Below are 23,962 nucleotides of genomic sequence, written 5' to 3'. Positions count from 1 at the left end.
TTTTAAAAGGCCATGTAGATGGCAGGAAGTAGAGCACCGTTACCTGTGAGAAAGAGAACCAGGCCGAGTGCCGCCAATAAACACCATACAAGAAGAAGCCAGTACTTTCTTTTTTCAATAATCTTTTTAAATAAGAAAATTAAAAAACCAGACGTCGTTCTGGGAATTTCTTCCTTCTGTTCAGGAGTATTATCGGTGTTCTGCATAATGTATTTAGTAGACCACTGAATGATTTATTTGACTAGATTTTTTTATCCTGAGGAAATCAGACTCTTTCATTTGGAGATCTGACAAATGGGAAGTGAGATTCATCATTGATTAAGGCCTGGGCCATCTCAACTTTTTTACTCATAAATGTGCGCAGGTTGATTTTATATTTCTCATAACCAATCAGTGGTTCAAAAAACCAGAAAACCAGCATGTTGTAGACGATGAAAGGGTAACAATCGTGCTGCATAAGCCGGTCAAACTCACTCCCCTTAACATTTTTACTAGGAAGAAGTCCGTTATTAAACAACCAGTCCCCGGTCGTGCGCGTTTTGGGTTTTGGGCCTAGCGTGAAACCGTGGCGGTCAACAATCAATCGATCCATAAAACGCTGATCTTCCGGAATATCCCAGTCGATAACCATGCTGGAAAATTGGATGCCATGACTTTTATAAAACTCGCGGAAGAGTTCTCTGATTTCTGGCATGTGCCCCGGAAGATGCAGAAGTTCTTTGGTCATTCCGTCATAGACGGTTTGAATCTTTTTCTCCTGGCAAAAAAGCACCGTTCTCGTGTGCCAGCTCAGCGAACTTAACCCGGGAGTGGCCAGGTTATAAAAGTGAAACTCTTTTAAGAATTTAAAGAAATGTTTGTAGCTTAAATGCTTAACGATTTTATCAGTTGAAAAAACTGAAAGAGTGAATTTATCAGCGCCGTATTTTTTTTGCAGGCGCTCAAGATTTTGCTCTGGCCAGGGAGAGTTTTCAGTCGCTTTCTCGTAGAAAGTCAGAAGATGAACGCGGTCGTGCTTTTCAGCAGCGAGTCCCGCTGTGCAAAAAGAATCAGTTCCACCTGAAAATAAAACGACACACTCATTCATATGGATTTTGTACTCCTAATTCTTTAAGCATCCATTTGGCCAAGGCGCCAAAAAGTTTAAAAGGAAGATGAACAAAAAAAGAAATCATCTGAAACCACATGAGTCTCAGTCGGTAGGGAAGAAGTAAGGCAATCAGGCAGATGAGAGAAGAGAAAATCAACCTGATAATAATTAATCCGTTATTCACTCGAGGAGTTTTCCACTTGGTAATTCGTTAGGCTTAAACTTTAACTTGCCATGGGGGTTATGGCACTATTTAATTATTATCAGTGAAAAATATTTTAAAACTCATCCTGGCCACTGTCCTTACCCTTGTCATATGTGAGGTTTCTCTCCGCTTAGTCGATCATTACGCTCGCAAATCTGCACCAGGAAATGAAAAAGGTGAAGGGATTCAGTCGCAAGCAATGAAGAGTTTTTTGCAGGATAAAATCAATCGCCTTTGGGTAAGGGGAAGAGACGCCCGCCACCACTTCTTTGAGCCGCCGTTTGATGTTTTCGTCAACAAAGACTTTCATAATCAAAGCCGCCTGGATTTTATTCACAATTATGTTTCACTGCCAAAAAATATTAATACGACAGTTGAAAATTTTTTGCGCTTAAATGATCAAAAACAAAACGAAACATTTACCGTGACCAGCAATAATTTAGGATTTCGTGGGAGTAGAAATATTCCAATTGAAAAAAAAACAGACACTTTTCGCATTGTCTTACTTGGTTCCTATCCGGCCTTTGGTCACGCAGTTAATGACGATGAAACCTATGCCAGTATTCTTGAAAATTCTCTTAACAAACATTTCAATGGGAAAAAGAACATTGAAATCTGGAATGGAGGAAAACAGGGGGCAACCAGTATCATGGGTTACTCGCGTTTGAAAAAAGACGCTCTCTCTTTAAGGCCCGATCTCATTATTTGGGACTTTGGTTGGATTGAACTCTATCTCGGCAGAGACATGGTAAAGCAAGATGGAAAGAGAGTTGAGCTTAAAAACCTGAATTGGTTTGAAAGACAAGTTATTAGAAAGTGTGTGAACACCATCCTTGAACCTTTGGCCCTTTGTAAGTTCTCGCTGAATAAAATGACAAAAGTCAGCTACAGTGATGCCATTGACGGGTGGAAAGAATCTATGACACTTTTAAGAGAGTGGGCAAAAGAAAACAAGATCCCAGTGGTATTCTTAAGACACAGAGGTGTGACGATTCCAAATCAGGAGTACACAGCTTTTGATGCTCCTAAAGAAAGAATGTACTTTGTGGATACATCAGCTTCATTAGACCCGGCACCGACGGCAGAAGAGAAAAATCTTTTTTGGGGAAAGGTGAACTGGCTTAGTGAATTACACCATACGCGCGAAGAAGTAGAGAAATCAGACGAGAAGCTGATTTTCTTAGGAGATGCCATCCAGTACAACAAACTAGGATATAAACGCATCGGACTTTACTTAGCAGATTGGTTTATTAAAAAAGACCTGCAGCTTTAATTTATGATTAATATTTATTCAGTTCCACATTTAAAAACGAACCTGTCTCATCTTCATAAGTATTTCAATGAAGCGGATATGCTCGGCGGCGTGAAAAGCCGTCATGTGATGAAGTTGGAAGAAAAGTTTTCTAAAGGGGGAAAACAGGCCGTGGCAGTTAACCACTGCACGAGTGGATTAAAGATTGCTCTAAGCAAATACAAACCAACAACTGTGGTTGTTCCGGTTGTGGTTTTTTTTGGAGTGATTGGCGCGATCCTTGAGGTCGGGCACGACTACATCCTTGCTCCTGTTGACCAGTATGGAAATATTGATAAGTCAGTTTTAAAAAACATCCCGGACAATTACATTGTGATGAATGTGCATATGAATAGCCGCGTGTCTGATTTGCGCGACTTCTCTCATCTCACAATTATTGATGACGCCGCTTCTGCCTTTGGTGGCAAATTTAAGGATGGCAAAGACCTGATCTACGATGCCCCTTACGATTCAGTGATTAGTTTCTCCTACGGGAAACCATTAACTGCTGGTGAAGGTGGAATTGTTTTTACAACAAATAATACAGAGTTTTATAAAGAAAAAAGATATTGTGGAATCACCAATCTCACTGGGACTTATGGAATAAGTGACTATGAGATCAATGAGATTACCACTAAAGCACCTTTTAATGCTTTGGGGGCAGCACTCGTTTCACTTCAGTTGGAGAAATTTAACGAGGACACAGAGAAGAGAAAAGCGCTTTCATTAGAGTTTGATAAACTCGCAGCCTTTAATCAGATCAAAAGTGATTTAAATGGAGTGTGCCTGACTTACTTCATGCGTTTTGCAACGAACGCTCAAAGAGAAGCAGCAAAAGAGTATTTTAATAATAACGGGATTCAGTGTTACCTGAATCACAAACCATTATATATGTACAATGCCTTTAAAGACGCCAAGATGATAGAAGGGACGCGCGAGAGCGCTGAGGATTATTTCTCAAAAGCTCTGCACATCACAAGTCGATCGGATTTAAAGGTAGAAGAGATTGAGCATATTAAAGCTCACCTTTCTTCCTTAAGCAGGATCATTGCATGAAAGTACCAACATACGATTTAGAATGGAAAAAACAAGCCACACCTTTTATCCGAGAGGCCTTTAGTGCTTTTAAACCAAGAGCTGAATTCTTAAAAAGAAATGTTGAGGCCCGCGAACAAAAGCTCGATGATAATGAACAACCTAATATTCTGGAAGTGAAAACTCCGCTGACAGAATACACAGGGCAAGTCGCTGACTTCGATGTCGTTTTTGAGAACTGTCCAAACTATGCTGAAATCAGAAAGGCCATGGATCATGTCCTGGCCTACGTTACTGAAGTGGCCTCAAGTGCAAAAGCAACTTTTGTTACTTTTGCAACAGATATTACCGGCGCAGAAATGGGAATCCGTCATCTTCATCCGAAAATGAATGGAGACCGTTGCAATGTTTTAACTTTTGGCATCCCACTTTATTTAGGAGAGCGAGCACCGAGTTTTGATATTTATGTCAATGAAACCCAGTGGCCGACTCGTTATTATGTCGATTACAAACGAATCCGAGACCTAGATCTTTCTTATATGAAACTCAATATGCCGATGGATGGCTCTATTTTTCATATGCAATTTGATGGCTCAAGACACCCGCATGTGATCACTTACACCGACTCTGTTTTCATGTGGTTTGTCTTTGATGGAGTCGAATTCAAAGACCAGCGAGACATCGGAAACGGACTCAACATTAAGTTCTTATAACTCCGGCCTGCGCATCGCACCTCTAAATCCTTGAAAAGAGGGCACTTTTAAGTGCTTATAATCAGGCTATTTTTAGGCAAATCCAAAGTATTTTTCGTTCATAACATTGACACTCACCCGGATGATACCACCTTTAAATTATAAGATTTTGAATCGAGGAAATGAAATGACGGAAAACACGAACGACACAAACAGCGAAGAGATTTTAAACGCTGATGGAAATGAAGCAACGACAGAAAATGTAGAAAGCATTGGAGCGGCCAACGCGAAAGCGGGGGAAGATTTCAAAGCGAAATACTATTACCTGGCAGCTGAATTTGAAAACACGAGAAAGAGATTTGAGCGTGAGAAAGAAAATCTTCTTAAGTATGGAAGTGAGAAAATTCTCTCTAACCTGATCAACGTCGTGGATAACTTCGATTTAACAGTGGCAGCACTTAAAAATGATAATGACGATAAAGTTCAAAATATTGTGAAAGGAATTGAAATGATCCGCACACAATTTTTAGACGTATTAAAACAAAATGGACTAACTCAGGTTGAGTCTCTTGGCAAAACCTTTGACCCTAATTTCCACGAAGCAGTCGCTCAGGCTCCGGCTCCGGGGAAAGAAGACCAAGAAGTCATCACTGAGTATCAAAAAGGATATGTGTTAAATGGAAGGCTCTTAAGGGCCGCAAAAGTAGTAGTAGCAAATAACGCGTAATTTAGATTTAGAAATTAAAAATATAAGGAGACATTTATGGGAAAAATTATTGGTATCGACTTAGGGACAACAAACTCATGTGTGGCCGTACTTGAAAACGGAACATACAAAGTTATCGCAAACGCTGAAGGACACAACACAACTCCTTCAATCGTTGGTTTCGCAAATAACGGTGAAGTACTTGTTGGTCAGGTTGCTAAAAGACAATCAGTTACAAACCCAAAGAAAACACTTTTTGGTATTAAAAGACTAATCGGAAGAAAGGCTGACGCTCTAGAAGTAAAAAAGTTCATGGAAGTAGCACCTTTTGAAATCCTAGCTAACAAAAATGGAGATGCTTGGGTAAAGGTTGACGGAAAAGAAATGTCACCTCAAGAAGTATCAGCAAAAATCCTTGAGAAACTTAAGAAAGCTGCTGAAGACTACCTAGGACAATCTGTTACTGAAGCAGTTATTACTGTTCCAGCTTACTTCAACGATGCTCAAAGACAGGCAACTAAAGATGCAGGTCGTATCGCGGGTCTTGATGTAAAACGTATCATTAACGAGCCAACTGCAGCTGCACTTGCTTACGGTATGGACTCTAAGAAAGATAAAAACATCGCTGTATTCGACCTTGGTGGTGGTACATTCGATATTTCTATTCTTGAAATTACATCTGATGGTGTATTCGAAGTAAAAGCGACTAACGGGGATACATTCCTTGGTGGGGAAGACTTCGATTACAGAATCATCAACTTCCTTGCTGAAGAGTTTAAGAAAGAAAATGGTGTTGATTTAAGACAAGACACAATGGCGCTTCAAAGATTAAAAGAAGCCGCTGAAAAAGCTAAGCATGAGCTTTCAAACGTTAACCAGACAGACGTTAACCTTCCGTTCATCACTGCAGATGCAACTGGACCGAAGCACTTAAACGTAGCGATCACAAGAGCGAAGTTTGAACAGTTAATTGCTGACCTTGTACAAAAACTAGTTGAGCCATGTAACACATGTATCAAAGACTCAGGACTTTCACTTGCTGAAATCCATGAAGTTGTTCTAGTAGGTGGTGCGACTCGTACTCCAATCGTACAAGCTAAAGTAAAAGATATCTTCGGAAAAGAGCCTTCTAAAGGTGTAAACCCGGATGAAGTTGTAGCCGCTGGTGCTGCTATCCAGGGTGGGGTTCTAGCTGGTGACGTTAAAGACGTTCTTCTTCTAGACGTAACTCCATTATCACTTGGTATCGAAACTCTTGGTGGTGTTTCTACAAGAATCATCGAGAAAAACACAACGATCCCAACTAAGAAGTCTCAGGTGTTCTCGACAGCTCAGGATAACCAACCAGCTGTATCGATTCACGTACTTCAAGGGGAAAGAGAATTTGCTAAAGACAACAAAACTCTTGGTAGATTCGATTTAACTGGAATTTCTCCAGCTCCACGTGGAATTCCACAAATTGAAGTAACGTTCGACATCGACGCCAACGGTATCGTTCACGTTTCTGCTCAGGATAAAGCAACTGGTAAATCTCAAGAAATCAGAATCACTTCTGGTTCAGGTTTAACAGAAGAAGAAATCCAAAGAATGGTAAAAGATGCAGAAGTTAACCGTGCAGCTGACCAGGAAAGACGTCACGTTGTAGACGCAAGAAACAACCTTGATGGTTTAATCTTCGCGACTGAAAAAATGATTAAAGATGGAGAAGGGAAAATCTCTGCTCAATCTAAGTCAGAGCTTGAAGGGGCCGTAACAGAAGCGAAAACTAAATTAACTTCTGAGTCTCTTGATGAGTTAAAAGCAGCTGTAGAAAGACTACAAAACGTATCTCATAAAGTTGCTACAGAAATGTACCAAGCTGGTGGAGCTCCTGGAGCAGAAGCTGGAGCACAAGGTAACCCTGGTGCTGGAGCTGGTGCAGACGCTGGTGCAAAAAAGAATGACGACGATGTAGTAGACGCAGACTACAAAGAAGTTTAATCTGAGTTCAGTTAAATAATTTTACTAAGAATTGAAGGTCTCTCCTAGCGGAGAGACCTTTTTCGTAAAGGATCATATGAGCAACAAACGCGATTATTACGAGGTTCTTGGGGTCCAGAAAAGCTCTAGCAAGGATGAAATTAAAAAGGCCTATCGCAAGATGGCCATGCAGTATCACCCTGATAAAAACCCCGACAACAAAGAAGCTGAAGCAAAATTTAAAGAGGCTTCTGAAGCCGCAGAAGTTCTTTTAGATGATGATAAAAAAGCACGCTATGATCAATTCGGTCATGCCGGTATGAACGGGCAAGGCGGATTTGGCGGCGGCGGATTCCAACAAGGAGACTTTGGGGATTTTGGCGATATTTTCGGCGACATCTTTGGAGATATGCTTGGTGGACGCGGTAGAGGCCGCGGAGGCAGAAGATCAACAGGACGCCCTGGTGACGATCTGCAAATGGGAATTGATATCGACTTTAGCGAAGCTGCTTTTGGTACAGAGAAAACCATTTCACTAACTAAAAACGTGAAGTGTGACACTTGTAGCGGAACGGGAGCAAAGGCCGGATCATCTCCTACGACTTGTGATTACTGTAATGGTCACGGAGAAGTTCGCCGTCAACAAGGCTTCTTCACTGTTTCATCGACATGTCCAAAATGTAATGGTTCAGGTCAGATGATTAAAGATCCATGTGGTACTTGTCACGGTCAAGGTAAGAAGAAAAAGAAAGTCGATCTGCAAGTGAAAATCCCGGCGGGAATTGACCAAGGTCAGCGCTTAAAACTTTCAGGTGAAGGTGATGCTGGATCTAATGGTGGACCAAACGGAGACTTGTACGTAGTGATCAATATTCGTCAGCACGAAATTTTCGAGCGCGATGAGTTCGACGTCCATTGTACAGTGCCTATCAGCTTCTCGAAAGCTGCATTGGGAGCGGAAATGGAAGTTCCGACACTATCCGGGAAAGTTCAATTGAAAATCCCAGCAGGAACTCAGTCGGGCGTAAAAATGCGTCTTAAAGGAAAGGGAATCCAGAGACTAGGCGGATACGGAGTGGGCGACCAGATCGTAACTGTACAAGTTGAAACTCCAACTAAACTCTCAAGCGAACAAAAGGATTTATTCCAGCGCTTAGCAGAAGTTGAAGAGAATTCTAATCCGATGAGCCGTGGGTTTTTTGATAAAGTAAAAGACTTATTTCAATAATAACTTCGCAAATGATGAGCCGGGCAATGCCCGGCTTTTTTAGTCAGTCAATTTATAACACAACTTCCTTTTATAAAACTCCAACGCTTGTTAGAATAATCCAATCAAATAATAGATTTTCCAGGATTGTATTGTGAAAAGTGTTTTTGTTTTGATGGCCTTTCTTTTTGTTACTTCATGTTCAGGGGTGAGTATGATCACACCGGAAAGAAAAGTGGCAGACAATGTTGATACTTCTAAATTATACCACCAGGATTTCCTGCAAAAAATCAATGCAGCTAAAGAAAAAGTGCGCCAAGGGAAAAACGACCTCGCTCTTAAAGATGTAGCAGCAATTAAGGAAGAAAAACTTTCAAATGCTGAGAAAGCAACGAAGAGAAACTTAACAGGTGTTATTAATTTCTCTCAAAAAAGATATGAAGCTGCAGCTAAGAGTTTTGAAGAGGCGAGTGCTTTAGCAAAAGATGACCCGGCCTTAGATGCACAAATTTATCTCAACCTGGGAAGTGCTTACTATAAGATGAATCAAAATGAAAAAGCGCTTAATACGCTTTCTCAGGCAAATTACAAAAATCTTCAGGATACAGAAGCAAAAAAATTCCACCAACTTTACGCTCTTCTTTCTCAACAACTTGGAAAAAAAGAACAAAGCCTTTCGGCCCTTATCCGTTCACTTGAAGATAGAAAATCAATCAGCGAACTGACAACAGATCCAAGATACGGACAAATTGAAGAGCAGTTTAAAAAACTTTCAAGCAGTGAGCGTGTACGTTTATTAGAAGAGTTCGATCAGGACAAAAACCTGAGTGTGGCCTATTTAGCCTATAAGGAAGCCGAGACTGCTTTCCGTGAAGGAGACCAGGACAAAGTTAAAGACTTCTCAGAATGGATTGAAAAACGTTATGGATCAAACACAGAGATTATGGGACTGGTGGCAAGCCTTGGAGCAAGAAACCAAAACAACACAGCAAAGATTGATCTCCGTTACATTGGTGTGGCCCTGCCTCTTTCTGGGGACCTAAAAAGCCTGGGAGAAAGAGCACTGGCGGGTATTGATGTGGCCCTTGAAGAAATGTCACAGGACCCAAACAAGAAATATCGTTTAGAAATTAAAGACACAAAAGGGAATCCGGCCAACGGAGCTTTTGCGGTTAAGGACTTTATTGAAACAAACAACGTTGCCGCTGTTATTGGTGGGCTAACAACAGCTGAAGCGACAAAAGAGTACCTGGAAGCTAAAAAATATGGAGTAGTCTTTATTTCGCTCTCAAAGGTTCTTCTGCCAAAAGAAGAAAAGAACCATCTTTTAATCGAGATCCCAGGCTCAATAGAATCGCAGGTGAATACACTTTTCTCTGAGAGAATGCTCGCAAAAATCGGTAAGCGTCCGGCGATCATGTATCCAAAGACGGATATCGGCGAAGCTTACGCGAACGAGTTCTGGAGACAATCAAAGAAATACAATTTAGACGTGACTGGTCTTATTTCTTTCGATCCAAATCAAACTGATTACCGCGACCCGGTTAAAAATATTCTGGGAATTAAGTTTAATCGTGAACGTGAAGAAGAGCTGGCGATTGTTAAAGACATCGCTCACCTGGAGAGTAAAAAGAGCATTAAGCGCGTGCAGAATCTTCAGCCACAAATTGATTTTGACTGGGTATTTGTTCCGGCCCTTCCAAGAGAAGTGGTGCAGATCCTGCCAAACTACAATTACTTTGATGCTTTCAACTTAAACTACGTAGGGGTGCCAAGCTGGAGGTCTGAGTTGATGGTGAACGAAGGTTACCGTTACGGAAATGTGTATTTCATGGATGAGCCAATCAGTGGAACCGAGACTCCATTTACACAGAAATTTTTCCAAAAATTTAAGAAGCAACCAAACATAGTAGAAACTATTGCCTATGACTCATTAAGAATATTGTTTGACGTCATTGAGGCGGACTCTTCTTATCAGACGCGACAAGATTTAGATTTAGCCCTCATTAAAAAGGAAAATTTAAAAAGTGAAAGTGGGTCGTGGAAATTGGCGGATGATATCTGGATGAAGGATATGAGCACTTTTAGAATTAAGAGAGAAGGAATTGAAGCTGTAGTAAATTAAGTTTTATCAATAGTTTGCGCCGATTACCCGATTGGGATAATCAGGTAATCGGCACTGAAAAACTATTTTTTAGCAGCTGCAATTTTCTTTTTGATTCTTGCTTTTTTCTTTGCTTGAGCTGTTTTTCTTTTCATTTTTAGCGCGATAGATTTTCTTCCCATTCCCATTTTATTCTTCCTTTTTGGTCGGTTAATTAAGCTGATTTTCAGATGTCATAGTCTATTAAAAACAACAAGGGAAATCTAGTATTTAATTGTTGTATCCAACCAAGTGAAATGATAAATTTTATTATAAACATTTTAGTTTATTAGAATGGACTCGGAAAATAACAATGGTTGTTAAAAAAAGCACGCAAAAAAAAGCAGTGCAAAAAAAATCGCCTGCAAAGGCCAAAAAAACTGCTAATTCGACAAAGAAGACGGTTAAGGCCGTGAAGGCGAGAGCTGAAAAAGATATCGCTGCAGCCTTAGATACAAGTATTGAAACTGCGCTGAACGAAGATTCAACTATCAGCCAGCAAAGACGTGAAGTCCTTCACGAGATCAGTGATCTTAAAGAAAAACTTCGCCACAGAAGAATTCATGGAAATGAAGACAAAAAGAAAATCGCTCGCGACATGCTTGAGCGATACACTGGCCATGAAATCAAAGACTTTCAAAAACAGATTATTCTAACAAACTTTCACTACTACGTAGAGCGCTTCAATGCTCTTCTTCCAGATGCACACTACACTCAAGGCTCAGCGTTTAAGGCTTCTTCATCGAAGAAAGCAAAAGTAACGATTATTGAATTTGGTGTTGGTTCAGCAATGGCCGCTTTAATCGGCGAGCTTCTGGCAGTAGTAGAGCCCAAAGCAGTTCTATTCCTAGGTTTAGCTGGCGGTGTTCACCCTTCTCTTGATGTTGGAGATTTCGTTCTTCCAATCGCATCAGTGAGAGGAGAAGGTGTAACTCAGCACTTTTTACCTGAGCAAGTTCCGGCCCTTCCTACGTTCAAGGTTCAGAAGTTTGTTTCACAAATTCTGGTAGAGCACGGATTAGAATACAGAACAGGAACGATTCACTCGACGGATTACCGTTTCTGGGAATTCGACGACAGATTCAAATTAAATTTATTAGAAGAAAGAGTACTGGCCGTAGAGATGGAAACTGCCGCTCTTTTCGTTTCTTGTTTTGTAAGTAAAGTTAATATTGGAGCCCTTTTACTCATCTCTGACTGCCCACTAAAAGAAGGTGGAATTAAAACTAAACAGTCAGCAAAAGCAGTCTTTAGAAAATTTACCGATGTTCACATCGAACTTGGTATTGAAGCTATGGCCGACATTGCGGAGAGAGGAGAGGCTATCCGTCACTATCAATGGTAAAAACTAATTAAGGAATATGGAAAATGTTTAAAAGAGCTTTAGACTGGTTTTCAAATGATTTAGCTATCGACCTTGGGACAGCTAACACATTGGTTTATGCAAAAGACAGAGGGATTATCGTTAACGAACCTTCAGTGGTAGCAGTTCACCAGGGTGCAAAAGGCCAAAGTAGAGTTTTAGCTGTTGGTAAAGAAGCAAAAGATATGTTGGGAAGAACTCCTGGATCTATCAAAGCCATCAGACCAGTTAAAGACGGGGTTATCGCAGACTTCGAAGTGACTCAAGCGATGATCAGATACTTCATTACAAAATCACTTACCGGTTCAAAACTGATTAAGCCAAGAATCGTTATTTGTATCCCTTTCGGGATCACTCAAGTAGAAAAAAGAGCGGTAAAAGAATCGGCTGAACAAGCTGGTGCTCGCGAAGTTTATCTAATTGAAGAACCAATGGCTGCTGCTATCGGAGCTGGCCTTCCAATCACTGAACCATCAGGTAACATGATCGTTGATATCGGTGGTGGTACGACTGAAGTTGCGGTTATCTCTCTTGGAGGTATCGTTTACTCTAAATCAGTTCGTGTAGCCGGTGATAAATTCGATGAGGCCATCGCTTCATACATTAAGAAAAAATACTCTCTTCTAATTGGGGAAAGAACAGCTGAAGCCATTAAACTTGCTATCGGTAACGCTTATCCATTCGATGATGAAGTTAAAACTTACGAAGTAAAAGGACGCGACCTGATTGCAGGTGCTCCAAAAATTATCGAAGTAACTTCTGATGAAATTCGTGATGCTCTAGCAGATCCAGTTTCAGAAGTTGTTGAAGCCATCAAAATCTCTCTTGAAAAAACTCCACCTGAACTTGCAGCTGATATCGTTGATAACGGAATCATTCTTGCTGGTGGTGGTGCACTTCTAGCTAACCTAGATGTTCTAATCAAGGAAAAGACAGGTCTTCCAGTTTCAATCGCTGAAGATCCTTTAACTTGTGTTGTTCGTGGGTGTGGAAAAGTTCTAGAGTCTCTTGAACTTCTAAGACAAGTAACAATTAGCTAAGAGGCGACAAGTGTCGCGAGCAAAAATTAACTTCATTAAACTTAATCAAGAAGAGCTATCTGCCAAGATAGCTCTTTTAGTTTCTGAGACCAGCCGAGTGATCTTCTGGAAAACGGCCCCTCGTTATTACGAAGGGAGAGCTTTCCTGTTCGATGTTCGCCAAAGAAAAACCTATCTGACAGTCAGCGATTGCAACATACATTTAAGATTAAGTGGAGAGCGCATTTGTTTGAATTTTTCTATCAATGACATCGACTATTTCCTTAGAGGAAAAGTAGTTGAGCAAGAGGAAAACAATATGCAGATGGTGGTGGAGCTTGAAGAGCATTGCTTCCGAGTGGAAAAGAGAAGTCGTGAAAGACTTCTGACTTACCCGGTGTATGAAGTCTATGCTTATTTGAAGTACGCTAAAAATCCGGCAACCAATGTAGTGTTCTTTAATAAAAAGGAACAACAGAGCCGCGATTTTTTCTCAGAAATCGATAACCTTCAAAAAAATAGAATTCAATCGCTGACTTCTGATCTTCATTTGGGTGAAAGCGAAGACTTGGTAGGTTTTCGTGTAGAAGACCTCTCTTCATCTGGGCTGAGCTTTTTTGCCAACACAAAAGAAAAAGAAAATATTCTGGACGCTTTAGGCGACGGAAAATTTTCTTTAGTTTTAAATTTTGAAATGCAGGTTTTTAACCTGGAAGAAGCGAGTATTGTTTATAAAATTAATTATATCAATTCGCAGTTCTCTGGTGTGCCGATGTATAAAATCGGGATCACTTTCAAGGCCAGCCCAAGTTTAAAGAGAAAAATTGAAGACCATTCAGGCATCACAGTAGACCTGGTGGATTATCAAAAAGAGTTTGAAGAGTTTATAAAAAATGAATAAGAGTTTTTATCTCCTACCTATTTTACTGGTGACGTTGATCTCCTGTAGTGTGATGGGGAAAAAAGGCGCCGTTTCCAAACTTCCTTCCGAAGATGGGGCCTTTAGTTATACGGATAAGAATGGTGAGTTCTCAGTCCGTATTTCAGCTGGGCTCGATAAAAACAATAAGAATTTTTCAACGAAACGAGTGATGGAGATCCCCAACCGTCAAAAGGATAAAATCCTTGAGCAAAGCGTGGCAATCTCAACACTGGGGTCAGTGAAAAAAAATATCATATTGAGACCAAAAATTTCCCAATACAACGTCTGGTTTGATGGAAAGAAATACGCTTCTGAACTTAAGATCAACGCCGCAAAAAAGGCCATCGATCTAAAGATGACAAGCCCCGAGTCTCAGTGGAATGGAACAAAACAAGTCAAGTTTCCCAATACTAAGATGCTTCCGTGCTTTTTCTCACAGATTATTGAGTGTGCAAAAGTTTCAGGCTTTATTTCTAAAGCTTCTGATAAAAAATCTGGCAGCACAAAAATGCTGGTGATCTGGGAAGGCTACCCCTATCTCAATGAAACCTTCAGTGATTTCCCAAGTGAGCTTTTTTCTGAAGCTGTACTTGAATATGATGGCAAAACCAAAGAATCTGAGAGAAGATTTAATTTAAGAGTTGCCGGGCAATCAATTTTCTACATTTTAAATGATAAGGACGTCATGATTAAAATGTTTTGGGTTAGCCAGGGGATCTCGATGGTGAGCAAGTCGGTCGCCAAAGAAACTTCAGCAGAGGACGGGGGAAGTTTTGAGTAGATTCATTGAAAAAATTCTGTACGCAGCGCTGACTATCTTTGTTGCGTTGACGACAATCTTTTTTGTCATTCGCATGTCTCCGGGAGACCCTGTTGAGACAGTCCTTGGTCAAAAAGCGACTCAAGAAGAAATCATGAAATTAAAAAGTCAGCTTGGTCTGGACTTGCCAATGTCTTCTCAGTACAAGGCTTACTTAAAAGGCCTAACTAAGGGAGACATGGGAAAAACAATCTTTGGAAACAAAGATGTAAAAGAACTTCTGAAAGAAAGAATGAAGCCGACGATTACACTGGCCTCTATTTCAGTTACCCTTGCCGCGATCGTAGGAATATTCCTGGGGATTCTTGCTGGTTACAAAAAGAACAAAAGTTTTGATAAGTTCTCTCGTTTGATTTCTCTTTTTGCCTTATCATTTCCGATATTCTCATTAGCGCCGCTAATGGTTCTTTTATTCTCTATTAAGCTTAACTGGTTCCCGGTTTCTGAGTGGGGAACTCTTAAGCATATGTTCCTGCCGATTGTGACATTAGTTATTCCTCTAAGTGCAGTCGTTATGCGCGTGACGAGAAACAAATACCTGGAAGAAGTTCATTCTCAATGGGTTATGGTGACGAGATCAAAAGGTCTTAATGAAGTTTCCATTCTTCTTCGCGTATTAAAAGTTTGTCTTCCTACAATTCTAAACGTTGTTTCTATCCAGCTTTCGGTGGTTATCGCAGGAACAATGATTACAGAAACTATTTTTGATATTCCGGGGATGGGGTCCCTTCTGTTTGATGGAATCCAAAACCGCGATTACCCAATTGTCCAGGCCGTTATTGTGTACTCAACTTTAACCTACATGGTGATCTACTTCGTTATCGATTTTGTTAACGAAAAGTTAGATCCAAGAACCCAGAGCTAGGAGAGTCCATGAGTCTACAAAGAAAATTTACTAAAGAAATGAAGTGGGGACTTGGAGTCCTCTCGCTCTATATCGTTTGGGCCTTATCGTGGTTTGTTTATAAATACACTATTAAAGGATCATTCCTAAAGCCTTACACTCCAGAGCTCGATATGAAACAAGAGCTGGCAATGCCTATGACTAAAGGGCTTGTTTTGGGAGCAGATTTACTTGGTCGCTCGCTGCTTGAAGTTCTTTCTGCTGGATTAACTTACTCGTTGACTCTCTCGATGTTGGTGACAATCATTACAGCTTCTATTGGAATCCTGATGGGGTATATGGCGGTCAAAGCGCCGAGCTGGTTTAAGCTTGGGTTTGACCTGGCGATCAACTTAGTTTTTATTTTTCCAAGCATTCTGATTGCGATTATGATTATGGCCGTTACTGGTCAATCAATGAAAGGTCTGATCTTTGCAATGATCATTACCGGATGGCCTGGTTACGCCAAGATTGCCCGCGGTGAAGCAAAGAGAGTGCTATCGCTAACCTATGTTGAAGGGGCGCGTGCTATCGGAATTGGTGAAGTGAGACTTTTCTTTACGATTATTATCCCGGCCATTTTGCCAGTGATGATCGTTAACATGGTTCTGGGAATCAGTGGTGTTATTATCAGCGAAGCCTCGCTTGGATTTTTAGGTCTTGGTGGAAGTCCATACTCGTGGGGAGCAATGCTTTCTGCGGCAAAAACAGTTTTATTAGAAGCACCTCACATCGCCATGATTTTATCAGTGACGATGGCAGGTTTAATTATTGGTTTAAATTTATTCGGTGATGGTCTTCGCGATTATCTCGATCCAAATAAAGGTTAATTATGAATCAACTTGGGCAACTTGTTTTTACAGGATTAAGCGGTTTAACACTGACGGATGAAGAAAAGAAATTCATCGAAAAAGAAGATATCGGTGGAGTTATTCTTTTTTCTAAAAACTATGAATCACCTGCCCAGCTTGCTGAGCTGGTTAATAGTGTTCAGGTTTTAAGAAAAGAGTATCCTCTTTTTATCTGTACAGACCACGAAGGGGGAAGAGTCGTGAGATTTAAAACTCACTTCACTCAGTTTCCTCCGATGCTGGAAATCGCCAAGCTTGATTCGCCGAAATTAGTTTTTGAGGTCGCAACAATCATGGCAGAAGAGCTGCTTGCTTGCGGGATCAACCTGAACCTGGCACCCGTTTGCGATATCTGGAATAATGACCAGAATAAAGTTATCTGGGATAGAGCTTTCGGAACTGATCATGAAACAGTATCGAAATTTATTTCTTCAATGATCCGTGGATTTGAAACAAATCACCTGATGTCTTGTGCGAAACACTTTCCAGGACACGGCAATACACTGAAAGATTCTCACTACGATCTCCCTATTGTTAAAAAGCCATTAGAAGAAATTAGGAATGAAGAGCTTCAGCCATTCATCAAAGCGGTAAAAGCGCGCGTTGATATGATCATGATGGCTCACATTATTGTTGAAGACATCGACCCTGACCTTCCATGTTCACTTTCTCCAAAAGCTCACGCCATTTTAAGAAATGAACTGAAGTATAAAGGATTGATTCTCTCAGATGATATGCAGATGGGGGCGATCACTGCTCATCGTGGAACTGGTGAAGCAGCGATGATGGCCATCAGAGCGGGAAGTGATTTAGTCGAGTATAGAGATATGTCCGAAGCCGTTTTAGGACTTGAAGGCCTGAAGAAAGCTCAAAAAGATAAAACAATCAAAGCAGCAGACTTCGCTGATCGCTTAACTCGAATCAGTGAAGCTAAAAAAGCTTACTTTACTGAGTACAAGCCGATCTACGTTCCAGATTTAGAGAAAAAGTTCAGCCGCAAACAAAACCAGCTTTTTGTTGAAGACCTAAAAAAGAAAATCGCAGAAAAGAGTAACAGAGCTTAAGGCTCTGTTACTACCGGACAATATTTCCACATCGACAATGCATCGCTCAGGATTTTGTTTTATCTGATATCATTAACTTATGATGGAGATAGAATGACCAGGGCCCTGATAGGACTTTCAATTTTTCTGTTCATATTTAGTTCAGGCAATTTGAAGGCGATTGAATTTAACGACCTTACACAAGATCAAAAATTTGAGCTTTATAATGAGTCGTGTGAAAAAGAGCAGTTTGCAAACTGCTATCAAGTCGCACATTGGTATCTTCAAAATAAACGTCTCGATCCAATTGATGAGCGCGCGACTCGCGAAGAAATCAATCAGCTAAAAGAGAAACGCAAAAAAGTTAAACTTGAAAACTTTGACAATGAAATCTCTGATGAAGAGATGGCAAAGCTTAAGCAATTAACAGCGAAACTCATTCCGGAAAATCAGGAAAAAATCAGCCAGGCAAAAGCAAAAGATGCTCTTCAGCGCGCTTGTGGTGGTGGGGAGAAAATCGCCTGTAAAGAATTGAGCGGAAAACTTGAATATGAGGGAGCGGTTCTTCTTTATTATGCAGCTCTTGCATTGATTGGACTTGCTGTTTTCTTAATCGCAAAAACTATTTTCCAGGATGAAGACCAGTTCCAGGCCCAGGAAAAACTAGATGATAACAAAACTCAACTAGACGATATCGCTCGTCATGGTGTTGTTCTTCGTTACTCACGTCCTTTCTTTAAACGTTACTTCAGTCCGATTGTATCCGGAATGAAGAATAGGAAAACATTCAAAGATAAATACCGCAGAAAACTTGCAGCAGCTGGTTTAACCAGTGTTCTAACACCGGAAGATTTTTTTGCATTTAAACTTTTCTTAATTCTTGGTTTCCCGATTCTCTTTATGGTGGTGAGAACTTTCCTGGAAGAGACATGGCCTTTAACCTTGATTCCAGTCATTGCGTTTATCGGGTTCTTTTATCCAGATTTCTGGATTAAGGGAAAGATTCAGCAAAGACAAAAAGAGATTATCAGTGCGATGCCATTTTGCGTGGATATGCTGGCGCTTTCAGTTGAAGCAGGTCTGGACTTTATTGCAGCGATGACAAAAGTTATTGAGAAAGCAAAGGCCAATCCTTTGACTGAAGAATTTGAGATTCTCATCAAAGAAATTAAAATCGGGGCAAGCCGTGCAGAAGCTTTAAGAAACCTGGCGTGGAGAATTGACTTGATTCAGATCTCTTCATTTGCCGCGACTCTAATTGCAGCTGACTCAGTAGGGGCTTCTATCGGCCCTATCTTAAAGGCGCTTTCGGTTGAGATCAGACAGAAAAAATCTTCAGAAGTAGAAAAGGCCGGGGCAACTGCGGCGACAAAAATTCTATTTCCAATGCTCTTTTTAATTGTTCCGTCGGTTCTGATGGTTGTATTCGCACCGATTGTCATGGAGGCGTTGGCTGGAAGATAAATTTTATAAATTAAAAATGAAATCAGGTGAAATTATCTGTAACAAGATGATGATCGGCGAGAGTTTTTTTTTGAGATTGAAAGGATTGATGTTTTCTGCGGAACTTCCGGACTGTGATGGCTTTTTAATTAGGCCATGCAATTCGATTCATACGTTTTTTATGCGTTATTCGTTGGATATTATTTTTCTTGATCAGGATTTTAATATAGTAAAAGTTCTTTATGACTTAAGTCCCTGGAGAATGACCTGGATCTATTTTAGGTCTTACCAGGTGTTGGAGATGAAGGCAGGAACATTGAAGAAAGGCCTTCAGCCGGGAGAAAAACTAGAGGCAGTATGTATAAGTTAGTCGTTGTCGGTGGAAAATTAAGAGGACAGGAATTCGTTCTAAAAAACGGAGAAAACGTACTAGGAAGAGATCCTGGTTGCGATATTCATTTCCCTGTTGAAGGTGTGTCGAAAAAACACATGGGTGTGACTGTTGCTGACGACGTTATTTATGTAAACGATTTAGGAAGTGCCAACGGTACATTCTTAAATGGAAGAATTGTTAAAAAAGCGAGTATCAAGAGTGGCGATAAGATCGGTCTGCCGAACTCTATTCTTCAACTGGTTTTTGTTCAGGAAAAGAAAGTTGTCGTTAAGAAGAAAGTCGCTGTTCAGCGCGAACGCGAAGAAAGCTTAGATGAGCTTCTAGGCGGAGGAACTCCTCCTGATAATTTAGTTGGGAAAATCTTCTGGTTATTTAAATATAAGTTCATGCCACTACTTCATGGGATTAACCAGGAGTATGAATGGCGCATTCTTTTAGCAATTATGACGGCGGCCTTTGCTCTCGTCACGATTACTTTAACGATTGGTCCAGTTCTTCAGGATTCAAAAAACGTTCTAATGAATGAGATTCGTATCCGTGGAACTCACTATGCTGATGAGATCAGCCGTACAAACACGAAGGCCCTTGAACAAAAGGCCCTGGAGCGCGTTGATACGTCTTTCCTGGATGGTGCGGGACAAGACGGGGTAGAGTCTTATGAGCTCATCGACTTAGATGGACGTGTTCTAAGACCTATTTCACGTTTGAATGAATACACTAACGATACAGTTTCGATTCAAATTAAAGAATGGTTCTCGAATCCAAAGAATAAAAACATCAAGGATGCGAGAATTCTGCCACTTGAAGGCGGGAAGATCGGGATTGGAAAGCAGATCTTCGTTTACGATCCAAAAACAGGAACGCAAGAGCCGGTAGGGATTATTGCGATTCGTTTTGCTCCAACAACGCTGACAGCAGAAGCTTCAAAGAGTACAAGACTTTATCTTGAATCAGTTGTGACCTCACTACTTGTAGGGATTTTATTCTTCGGAATCGTCTACTATTTAACATTAAGACCAATTGAAGAATTACGTATTCAAATTGAAGAAGGCCTTCGCGGACGCAGAAGAAGTGTAGAGAGTAAACTTCTTTTTGAAGAAATGAATCCGGTGAGAAATGCCATTAATACAGGATTACAGCGCATACGTGAATTACAGCGTGATGAAAGCGATATTAGTGCGGACGATTTGGAAAGTGACGACGCTTACGTTAATACACTTTTGGAATTCATGCGCGGGGCCCAGGGGCCAGTCATTGTCCTGAACTCGGCCAAAAACCTGGTGAGAATCAATACTCCAGCTGAAGATGTCTGCGGTATTAGACAGTCAATGTCTGAAGGAATGAATATTTTAGATATTACCAAAGAGCGTGGATTTGCAGCTACGCTGATTGAATTGTGTGATAACTCGGCTAACAATTCGGGGCTTTCACAGGAAGGAAATTATGAACTGCAAGGAAAGCAATACAACATTTATGTGAACTCATTGATGGGGAAAGATGGATTTGCCAAAGGCTTTTATATTGCCTTTGTTTTGGATAATTAATGGCAGCAAACGTTAAGATTACTACAGAGCTTAAAGCACCTGGCGATGTTGGGACACATCACCGTTTGCTCTGTATGACAGGACCGAATAAAGGTAATGCTTATTTCCTGACAGGAAAGAGGATTATCATTGGTCGCGGTGACAATGCTGATATCCAGATTGTTGATACAAAAATTTCCAGAGAGCACGCTGAGCTTGCGCTGGCCGATGGCGCTTATACGATTACTGATTTAGGAGCGCAGAACGGAGTTATCGTTAACGATGCCAAGGTTAAGCAAAAAAAGCTCGTAGATGGTGAGAAAGTCGTTATTGGGCAGACTGTTTTTAGATACAACATCTTTGTTGTCAGTCAGTCTGCAGAGATGATCTTGGCAGAAGCAACACCTGATTCACCGATTGCTAAAGAAATTAAAAAAGGTGTGAAGGTTAAAGTTCCTGCGAGAAATGCCAAAGGTAGCTTTGAAGAGGAATTTAAAACGGAAAAGGTTAATGATACGAAAGTAAATAGCAAGACCCGTTTCATGGTTATTGGGATTGTTTTACTTGCATTGGCCTTTGTTCTCTTTGGTGGAAACGATACTCCTAATACACCAAAAGGTGTGATCAAAACGGACAAAAGCCCGGATGCGGATATTTTCAATGAAACAATGGCCCCTAAGACCAGTAAAGATGATCCGGATACAAGGAAAAAACTGGAAGCTTTAATCCATAGTGGGAGAAGAGAATTCAGGGAAGGAAATTATTTTAGAGCGATGGAAGAATTTAGACTTGCCCTTCTCTTAAGTCCAGGGAACGGACAGGCGAGTTTCTATCTTTCAAAAGCAAAACAAAGACTGGATGATGAAATCACCAAGAACTTTGAAAAAGGAACACAGGAGCAGGATTCTAAAAAATACCAGGCAGCTGTTGTTTCTTTCTGTGGAGTTGTTCAGTTAATTAAAGAGTATCCTAACGACGAAAGATATAAGAATGCGATGTTAAAAATTAGTGCAATCGAGTCATCGCTAGGAATGGAGAAAGGTGAAATTAAGTGTTTTGAAGAGAAACCAGCCGATTCAGGAAATTGATTTAGGCAAAGATGTTCTCGCACATGATTATTCAGAAACCATTTTTTTGATCGGACGATCAAAAGACTGCCATATTGTTCTCGATGATAAGAAAATCTCGAGAGAACATGCGCGCATCATTCATAAAAGTGGTAAATGGTTTATTGAAAAAACCAATCCGGATAATGCTTGCCAGATTAATGGTGATGATTTTGAAAGACATGAACTGGAGACAGGTGACGTTTTCACTGCTGAGTCTTTCAGTGTAACAGTGTTAAGTGACGGGACAGAGGCAACTGGGGTGACAACCCAAAAAGAAGTTCCTGTTGTTGAACAAAAAGTAGAAAAAGTGGTGGCAGCTCCAGTGGAGCAAAAAGAAACACCTCCAGCACCTGTGGCACCTGTCAAAACTGCAAAATCCAATGCTACGGCTACAGATTTAAATATCCAACAGTTGGATACTGTTGATTCATCAGTTCATTTTGACCAGGATTCTACCAAAGAGATTGGGCTGGATGATATGGTGGAGTCTTCAGGAGAAGAGTCTGAATTCCAGGACCAACCAGAAGATGATCTGGATTTATCATTAGGTGGAACTCCACGTTCTGAAGATGCCAGCACGATTACTTCTCAAGAGACAGATGCTGATTTTGTTATTGCAGAAAATGATTCAGGAGAAGCACCGGTAGAAGACGAAAACATGTCTTACTCGTTGGAAAATATTGAAGGTGGTAGCGATGATGAAAGTACAAAAGTTATCCAGACTTTTGCTTCCGTCTACCTGGAACTTTTCGGAGACACCGCACCTTACGACCGCTACATTATTGAAAACGAAAAGACATTTATCGGACGCGATCCAAGTAAGTGTCAGATCATTTTAAATGATTCAGAAGTTTCAACTGTTCATGCCGTTATTACTAAAAATAATATTATGTTGAGTCTCGAAGATTTAAACTCTTCTAACGGTACTCTTCATAAAGGTGACCGCATCAACAAGGTCATGTTAAGCCACAACGATGAATTCGTTATTGGTGGTGTAACTTTCACTGTTAAGATCAGATCGGAATTCTTAAAAGAAGAAAGTGCAACCCTGATGGCCGTTGATGAAAATCAAACGGTTGAAGTTGAAGAGGTTGTTGAAGAGGAGCTGGAAGAAGGCGAGCAACTCGATGCTTTAGGTGAAGCTGTTTCTGCTGAGCCTGAAGAAAAATCAATTATTAAGCGCATTTTAAAAGATGAGCAGAAGAGAAAGAAAGCCCTCTATATTATTGTTGCACTTGCGGCTGCCTGGTTTTTGTTTGGCGATGAAGAAACAACGGCTCCAGTTAAACAGACGAAAAAGGCTCCGGCGAAAAAATCAATTAATAGTCCAGTGACTAAAGTATCGCAGAAGAATTTATCTGAAGAGCAAAAGCGCGCACTTTCTGCTCAATATGAGATTGGAAAGTCTCACTTTCAGGAAGGTCGTTACCGTGAAGCTTTAACTGAGCTACAAAAAGTTGCGGCGGTTGATCCTAATTTCAATTCAAACCTGCAATCACTCATTGCTCTTTCAAAAGAAGGGCTAGGGAAAATTGAAGAGGCCGAAAAAGAAAGACAAGCGAAGTTGGCGGCAGCAGAGAAAAAAGCAAAAGTCACTGCTCTTTTAGAAAAGGCCCGCGAATACACTAAAGACAGAAGGGTAGATTTGGCGACATCAACTTTTAATGAAATTACTCAGATTGATCCAGAAAACTTTGAAGTTTCCAAAATGAAGATGGAACTAGATGATTGGCAGAGAGAAAAACAAAGAAAAGAGCTGGAAGAGGCCCAAAAGAAAAAAGACCGTGACGACAAAGTTGAAAAACTAAAACCAGCACGCACCCTTTTCCTGCAAAATGAATGGTTCAGGGCCATTGGTAAGCTGGAAGATTTTCTGCGTATTAAAGATATGGATGATGACCTGACAACCGAAGCGACAGAAATGCTAAAGAAGTCAAAAGATGAGTTGAACTCAGCTGTCGCTCCATTGATTGGAAAAGCAAAGTCACTGCTTGAAGGACAGGACTTAAAAGGTGCTTATGAAGTTTATCAACAGATTCTTAGAATCGAGCCTTCAAACTCAGAAGCTCTCAATCAGGTTGGAGATATCAGAGAGCAACTGGCAACCAGGGCAAGGAAGATTTACCGTGAAGCGATTATAGCTGAATCGTTGAGTTTATTCCAGGACGCCAAAGAGAAGTTCCAGGAAGTTCAGCAAATTTCACCGGTGGATAGTGACTACTATAAAAAAGCGACGGAAAAACTTAAAGATTATCTGGAATAGA

At 40.7% G+C, this 23,962-nt stretch carries 21 protein-coding genes; 19 read left to right on the top strand and 2 right to left on the bottom strand.

Annotation, left to right across the window (positions count from 1 at the left end; all coding sequences use genetic code 11):
* Positions 1–2: 2 nt before the first annotated feature.
* On the bottom strand, positions 3–206 hold the full coding sequence (locus tag ACN20O_RS06715; RefSeq protein ID WP_102245156.1) for a hypothetical protein: 204 nt from the start codon (positions 204–206) through the stop codon (positions 3–5).
* 59 nt (positions 207–265) lie between these two features.
* A complete protein-coding gene (locus ACN20O_RS06710) occupies positions 266–1,087 on the bottom strand; it encodes an adenine nucleotide alpha hydrolase family protein (RefSeq protein WP_491638413.1) in 822 nt (273 codons plus the stop codon).
* A gap of 269 nt (positions 1,088–1,356) precedes the next feature.
* Between ACN20O_RS06710 and ACN20O_RS06705 the strand changes: the two genes are divergently transcribed.
* The 19 genes from ACN20O_RS06705 to ACN20O_RS06615 all read left to right on the top strand — a co-directional run bounded on the left by ACN20O_RS06705 (position 1,357) and on the right by ACN20O_RS06615 (position 23,961).
* Positions 1,357–2,568 (top strand): SGNH/GDSL hydrolase family protein, encoded by a 1,212-nt coding sequence (locus tag ACN20O_RS06705; protein ID WP_491638411.1) that lies wholly within the window; start codon positions 1,357–1,359, stop codon positions 2,566–2,568.
* 3 nt (positions 2,569–2,571) lie between these two features.
* Entirely contained in the window at positions 2,572–3,642 is a 1,071-nt protein-coding gene (locus ACN20O_RS06700; RefSeq protein WP_491638409.1) for a DegT/DnrJ/EryC1/StrS family aminotransferase, read from the top strand.
* Entirely contained in the window at positions 3,639–4,334 is a 696-nt protein-coding gene (locus tag ACN20O_RS06695; RefSeq protein ID WP_102245152.1) for a hypothetical protein, read from the top strand. Before ACN20O_RS06700 ends, ACN20O_RS06695 begins: the two co-directional genes overlap by 4 nt.
* A 166-nt stretch (positions 4,335–4,500) precedes the next feature.
* On the top strand, positions 4,501–5,040 hold the full coding sequence (locus tag ACN20O_RS06690) for a nucleotide exchange factor GrpE (protein WP_491638407.1): 540 nt from the start codon (positions 4,501–4,503) through the stop codon (positions 5,038–5,040).
* Between the two features lie 36 nt (positions 5,041–5,076).
* Positions 5,077–6,999 (top strand): molecular chaperone DnaK, encoded by a 1,923-nt coding sequence (gene dnaK / locus ACN20O_RS06685; RefSeq protein ID WP_491638405.1) that lies wholly within the window; start codon positions 5,077–5,079, stop codon positions 6,997–6,999.
* Between the two features lie 76 nt (positions 7,000–7,075).
* The gene (gene dnaJ / locus ACN20O_RS06680; RefSeq protein ID WP_491638403.1) at positions 7,076–8,206 is read left to right on the top strand and encodes a molecular chaperone DnaJ; all 1,131 of its coding nucleotides are present in this window, start codon (positions 7,076–7,078) and stop codon (positions 8,204–8,206) included.
* A gap of 133 nt (positions 8,207–8,339) precedes the next feature.
* Complete coding sequence (locus ACN20O_RS06675) at positions 8,340–10,310, top strand: ABC transporter substrate-binding protein (protein ID WP_491638401.1); 1,971 nt, start codon at positions 8,340–8,342, stop codon at positions 10,308–10,310.
* A 331-nt stretch (positions 10,311–10,641) separates the two neighbouring features.
* Positions 10,642–11,673, top strand: coding sequence for an AMP nucleosidase (locus tag ACN20O_RS06670; protein WP_491638399.1), 1,032 nt, complete (start codon positions 10,642–10,644; stop codon positions 11,671–11,673).
* A 14-nt stretch (positions 11,674–11,687) separates the two neighbouring features.
* Positions 11,688–12,731, top strand: a complete 1,044-nt coding sequence (locus ACN20O_RS06665) for a rod shape-determining protein (RefSeq protein WP_407079779.1) — start codon at positions 11,688–11,690, stop codon at positions 12,729–12,731.
* Positions 12,732–12,741: 10 nt separating this feature from the next.
* Positions 12,742–13,611 carry a hypothetical protein gene (locus ACN20O_RS06660; protein ID WP_491638397.1) on the top strand — a complete coding sequence of 290 codons (870 nt, stop codon included), beginning with the start codon at positions 12,742–12,744 and terminating at the stop codon, positions 13,609–13,611.
* The gene (locus tag ACN20O_RS06655; RefSeq protein ID WP_491638395.1) at positions 13,604–14,413 is read left to right on the top strand and encodes a hypothetical protein; all 810 of its coding nucleotides are present in this window, start codon (positions 13,604–13,606) and stop codon (positions 14,411–14,413) included. Before ACN20O_RS06660 ends, ACN20O_RS06655 begins: the two co-directional genes overlap by 8 nt.
* The gene (locus ACN20O_RS06650; RefSeq protein ID WP_491638393.1) at positions 14,406–15,317 is read left to right on the top strand and encodes an ABC transporter permease; all 912 of its coding nucleotides are present in this window, start codon (positions 14,406–14,408) and stop codon (positions 15,315–15,317) included. The genes ACN20O_RS06655 and ACN20O_RS06650 overlap by 8 nt, the downstream gene beginning before the upstream one ends.
* A gap of 8 nt (positions 15,318–15,325) precedes the next feature.
* Positions 15,326–16,165: an ABC transporter permease gene (locus ACN20O_RS06645; RefSeq protein WP_491638391.1), complete on the top strand. Its 840-nt coding sequence runs from the start codon at positions 15,326–15,328 to the stop codon at positions 16,163–16,165.
* 2 nt (positions 16,166–16,167) lie between these two features.
* The gene (gene nagZ, locus ACN20O_RS06640) at positions 16,168–17,250 is read left to right on the top strand and encodes a beta-N-acetylhexosaminidase (protein ID WP_491638389.1); all 1,083 of its coding nucleotides are present in this window, start codon (positions 16,168–16,170) and stop codon (positions 17,248–17,250) included.
* A 150-nt stretch (positions 17,251–17,400) separates the two neighbouring features.
* Positions 17,401–18,693 carry a type II secretion system F family protein gene (locus ACN20O_RS06635; RefSeq protein ID WP_491638387.1) on the top strand — a complete coding sequence of 431 codons (1,293 nt, stop codon included), beginning with the start codon at positions 17,401–17,403 and terminating at the stop codon, positions 18,691–18,693.
* A 16-nt stretch (positions 18,694–18,709) separates the two neighbouring features.
* Positions 18,710–19,042, top strand: a complete 333-nt coding sequence (locus ACN20O_RS06630; protein WP_491638385.1) for a DUF192 domain-containing protein — start codon at positions 18,710–18,712, stop codon at positions 19,040–19,042.
* Positions 19,030–20,610 carry an FHA domain-containing protein gene (locus ACN20O_RS06625; protein ID WP_491638383.1) on the top strand — a complete coding sequence of 527 codons (1,581 nt, stop codon included), beginning with the start codon at positions 19,030–19,032 and terminating at the stop codon, positions 20,608–20,610. The genes ACN20O_RS06630 and ACN20O_RS06625 overlap by 13 nt, the downstream gene beginning before the upstream one ends.
* On the top strand, positions 20,610–21,677 hold the full coding sequence (locus ACN20O_RS06620) for an FHA domain-containing protein (RefSeq protein WP_491638381.1): 1,068 nt from the start codon (positions 20,610–20,612) through the stop codon (positions 21,675–21,677). The genes ACN20O_RS06625 and ACN20O_RS06620 overlap by 1 nt, the downstream gene beginning before the upstream one ends.
* Positions 21,631–23,961 carry an FHA domain-containing protein gene (locus ACN20O_RS06615; RefSeq protein WP_491638379.1) on the top strand — a complete coding sequence of 777 codons (2,331 nt, stop codon included), beginning with the start codon at positions 21,631–21,633 and terminating at the stop codon, positions 23,959–23,961. The genes ACN20O_RS06620 and ACN20O_RS06615 overlap by 47 nt, the downstream gene beginning before the upstream one ends.
* Position 23,962: the final 1 nt, after the last annotated feature.

Source organism: Bacteriovorax sp. As-1 (assembly GCF_058446905.1).
The sequence above is the reverse complement of the archived record's forward strand: the minus strand, read 5'-3'. Positions and strand labels throughout refer to the sequence as shown.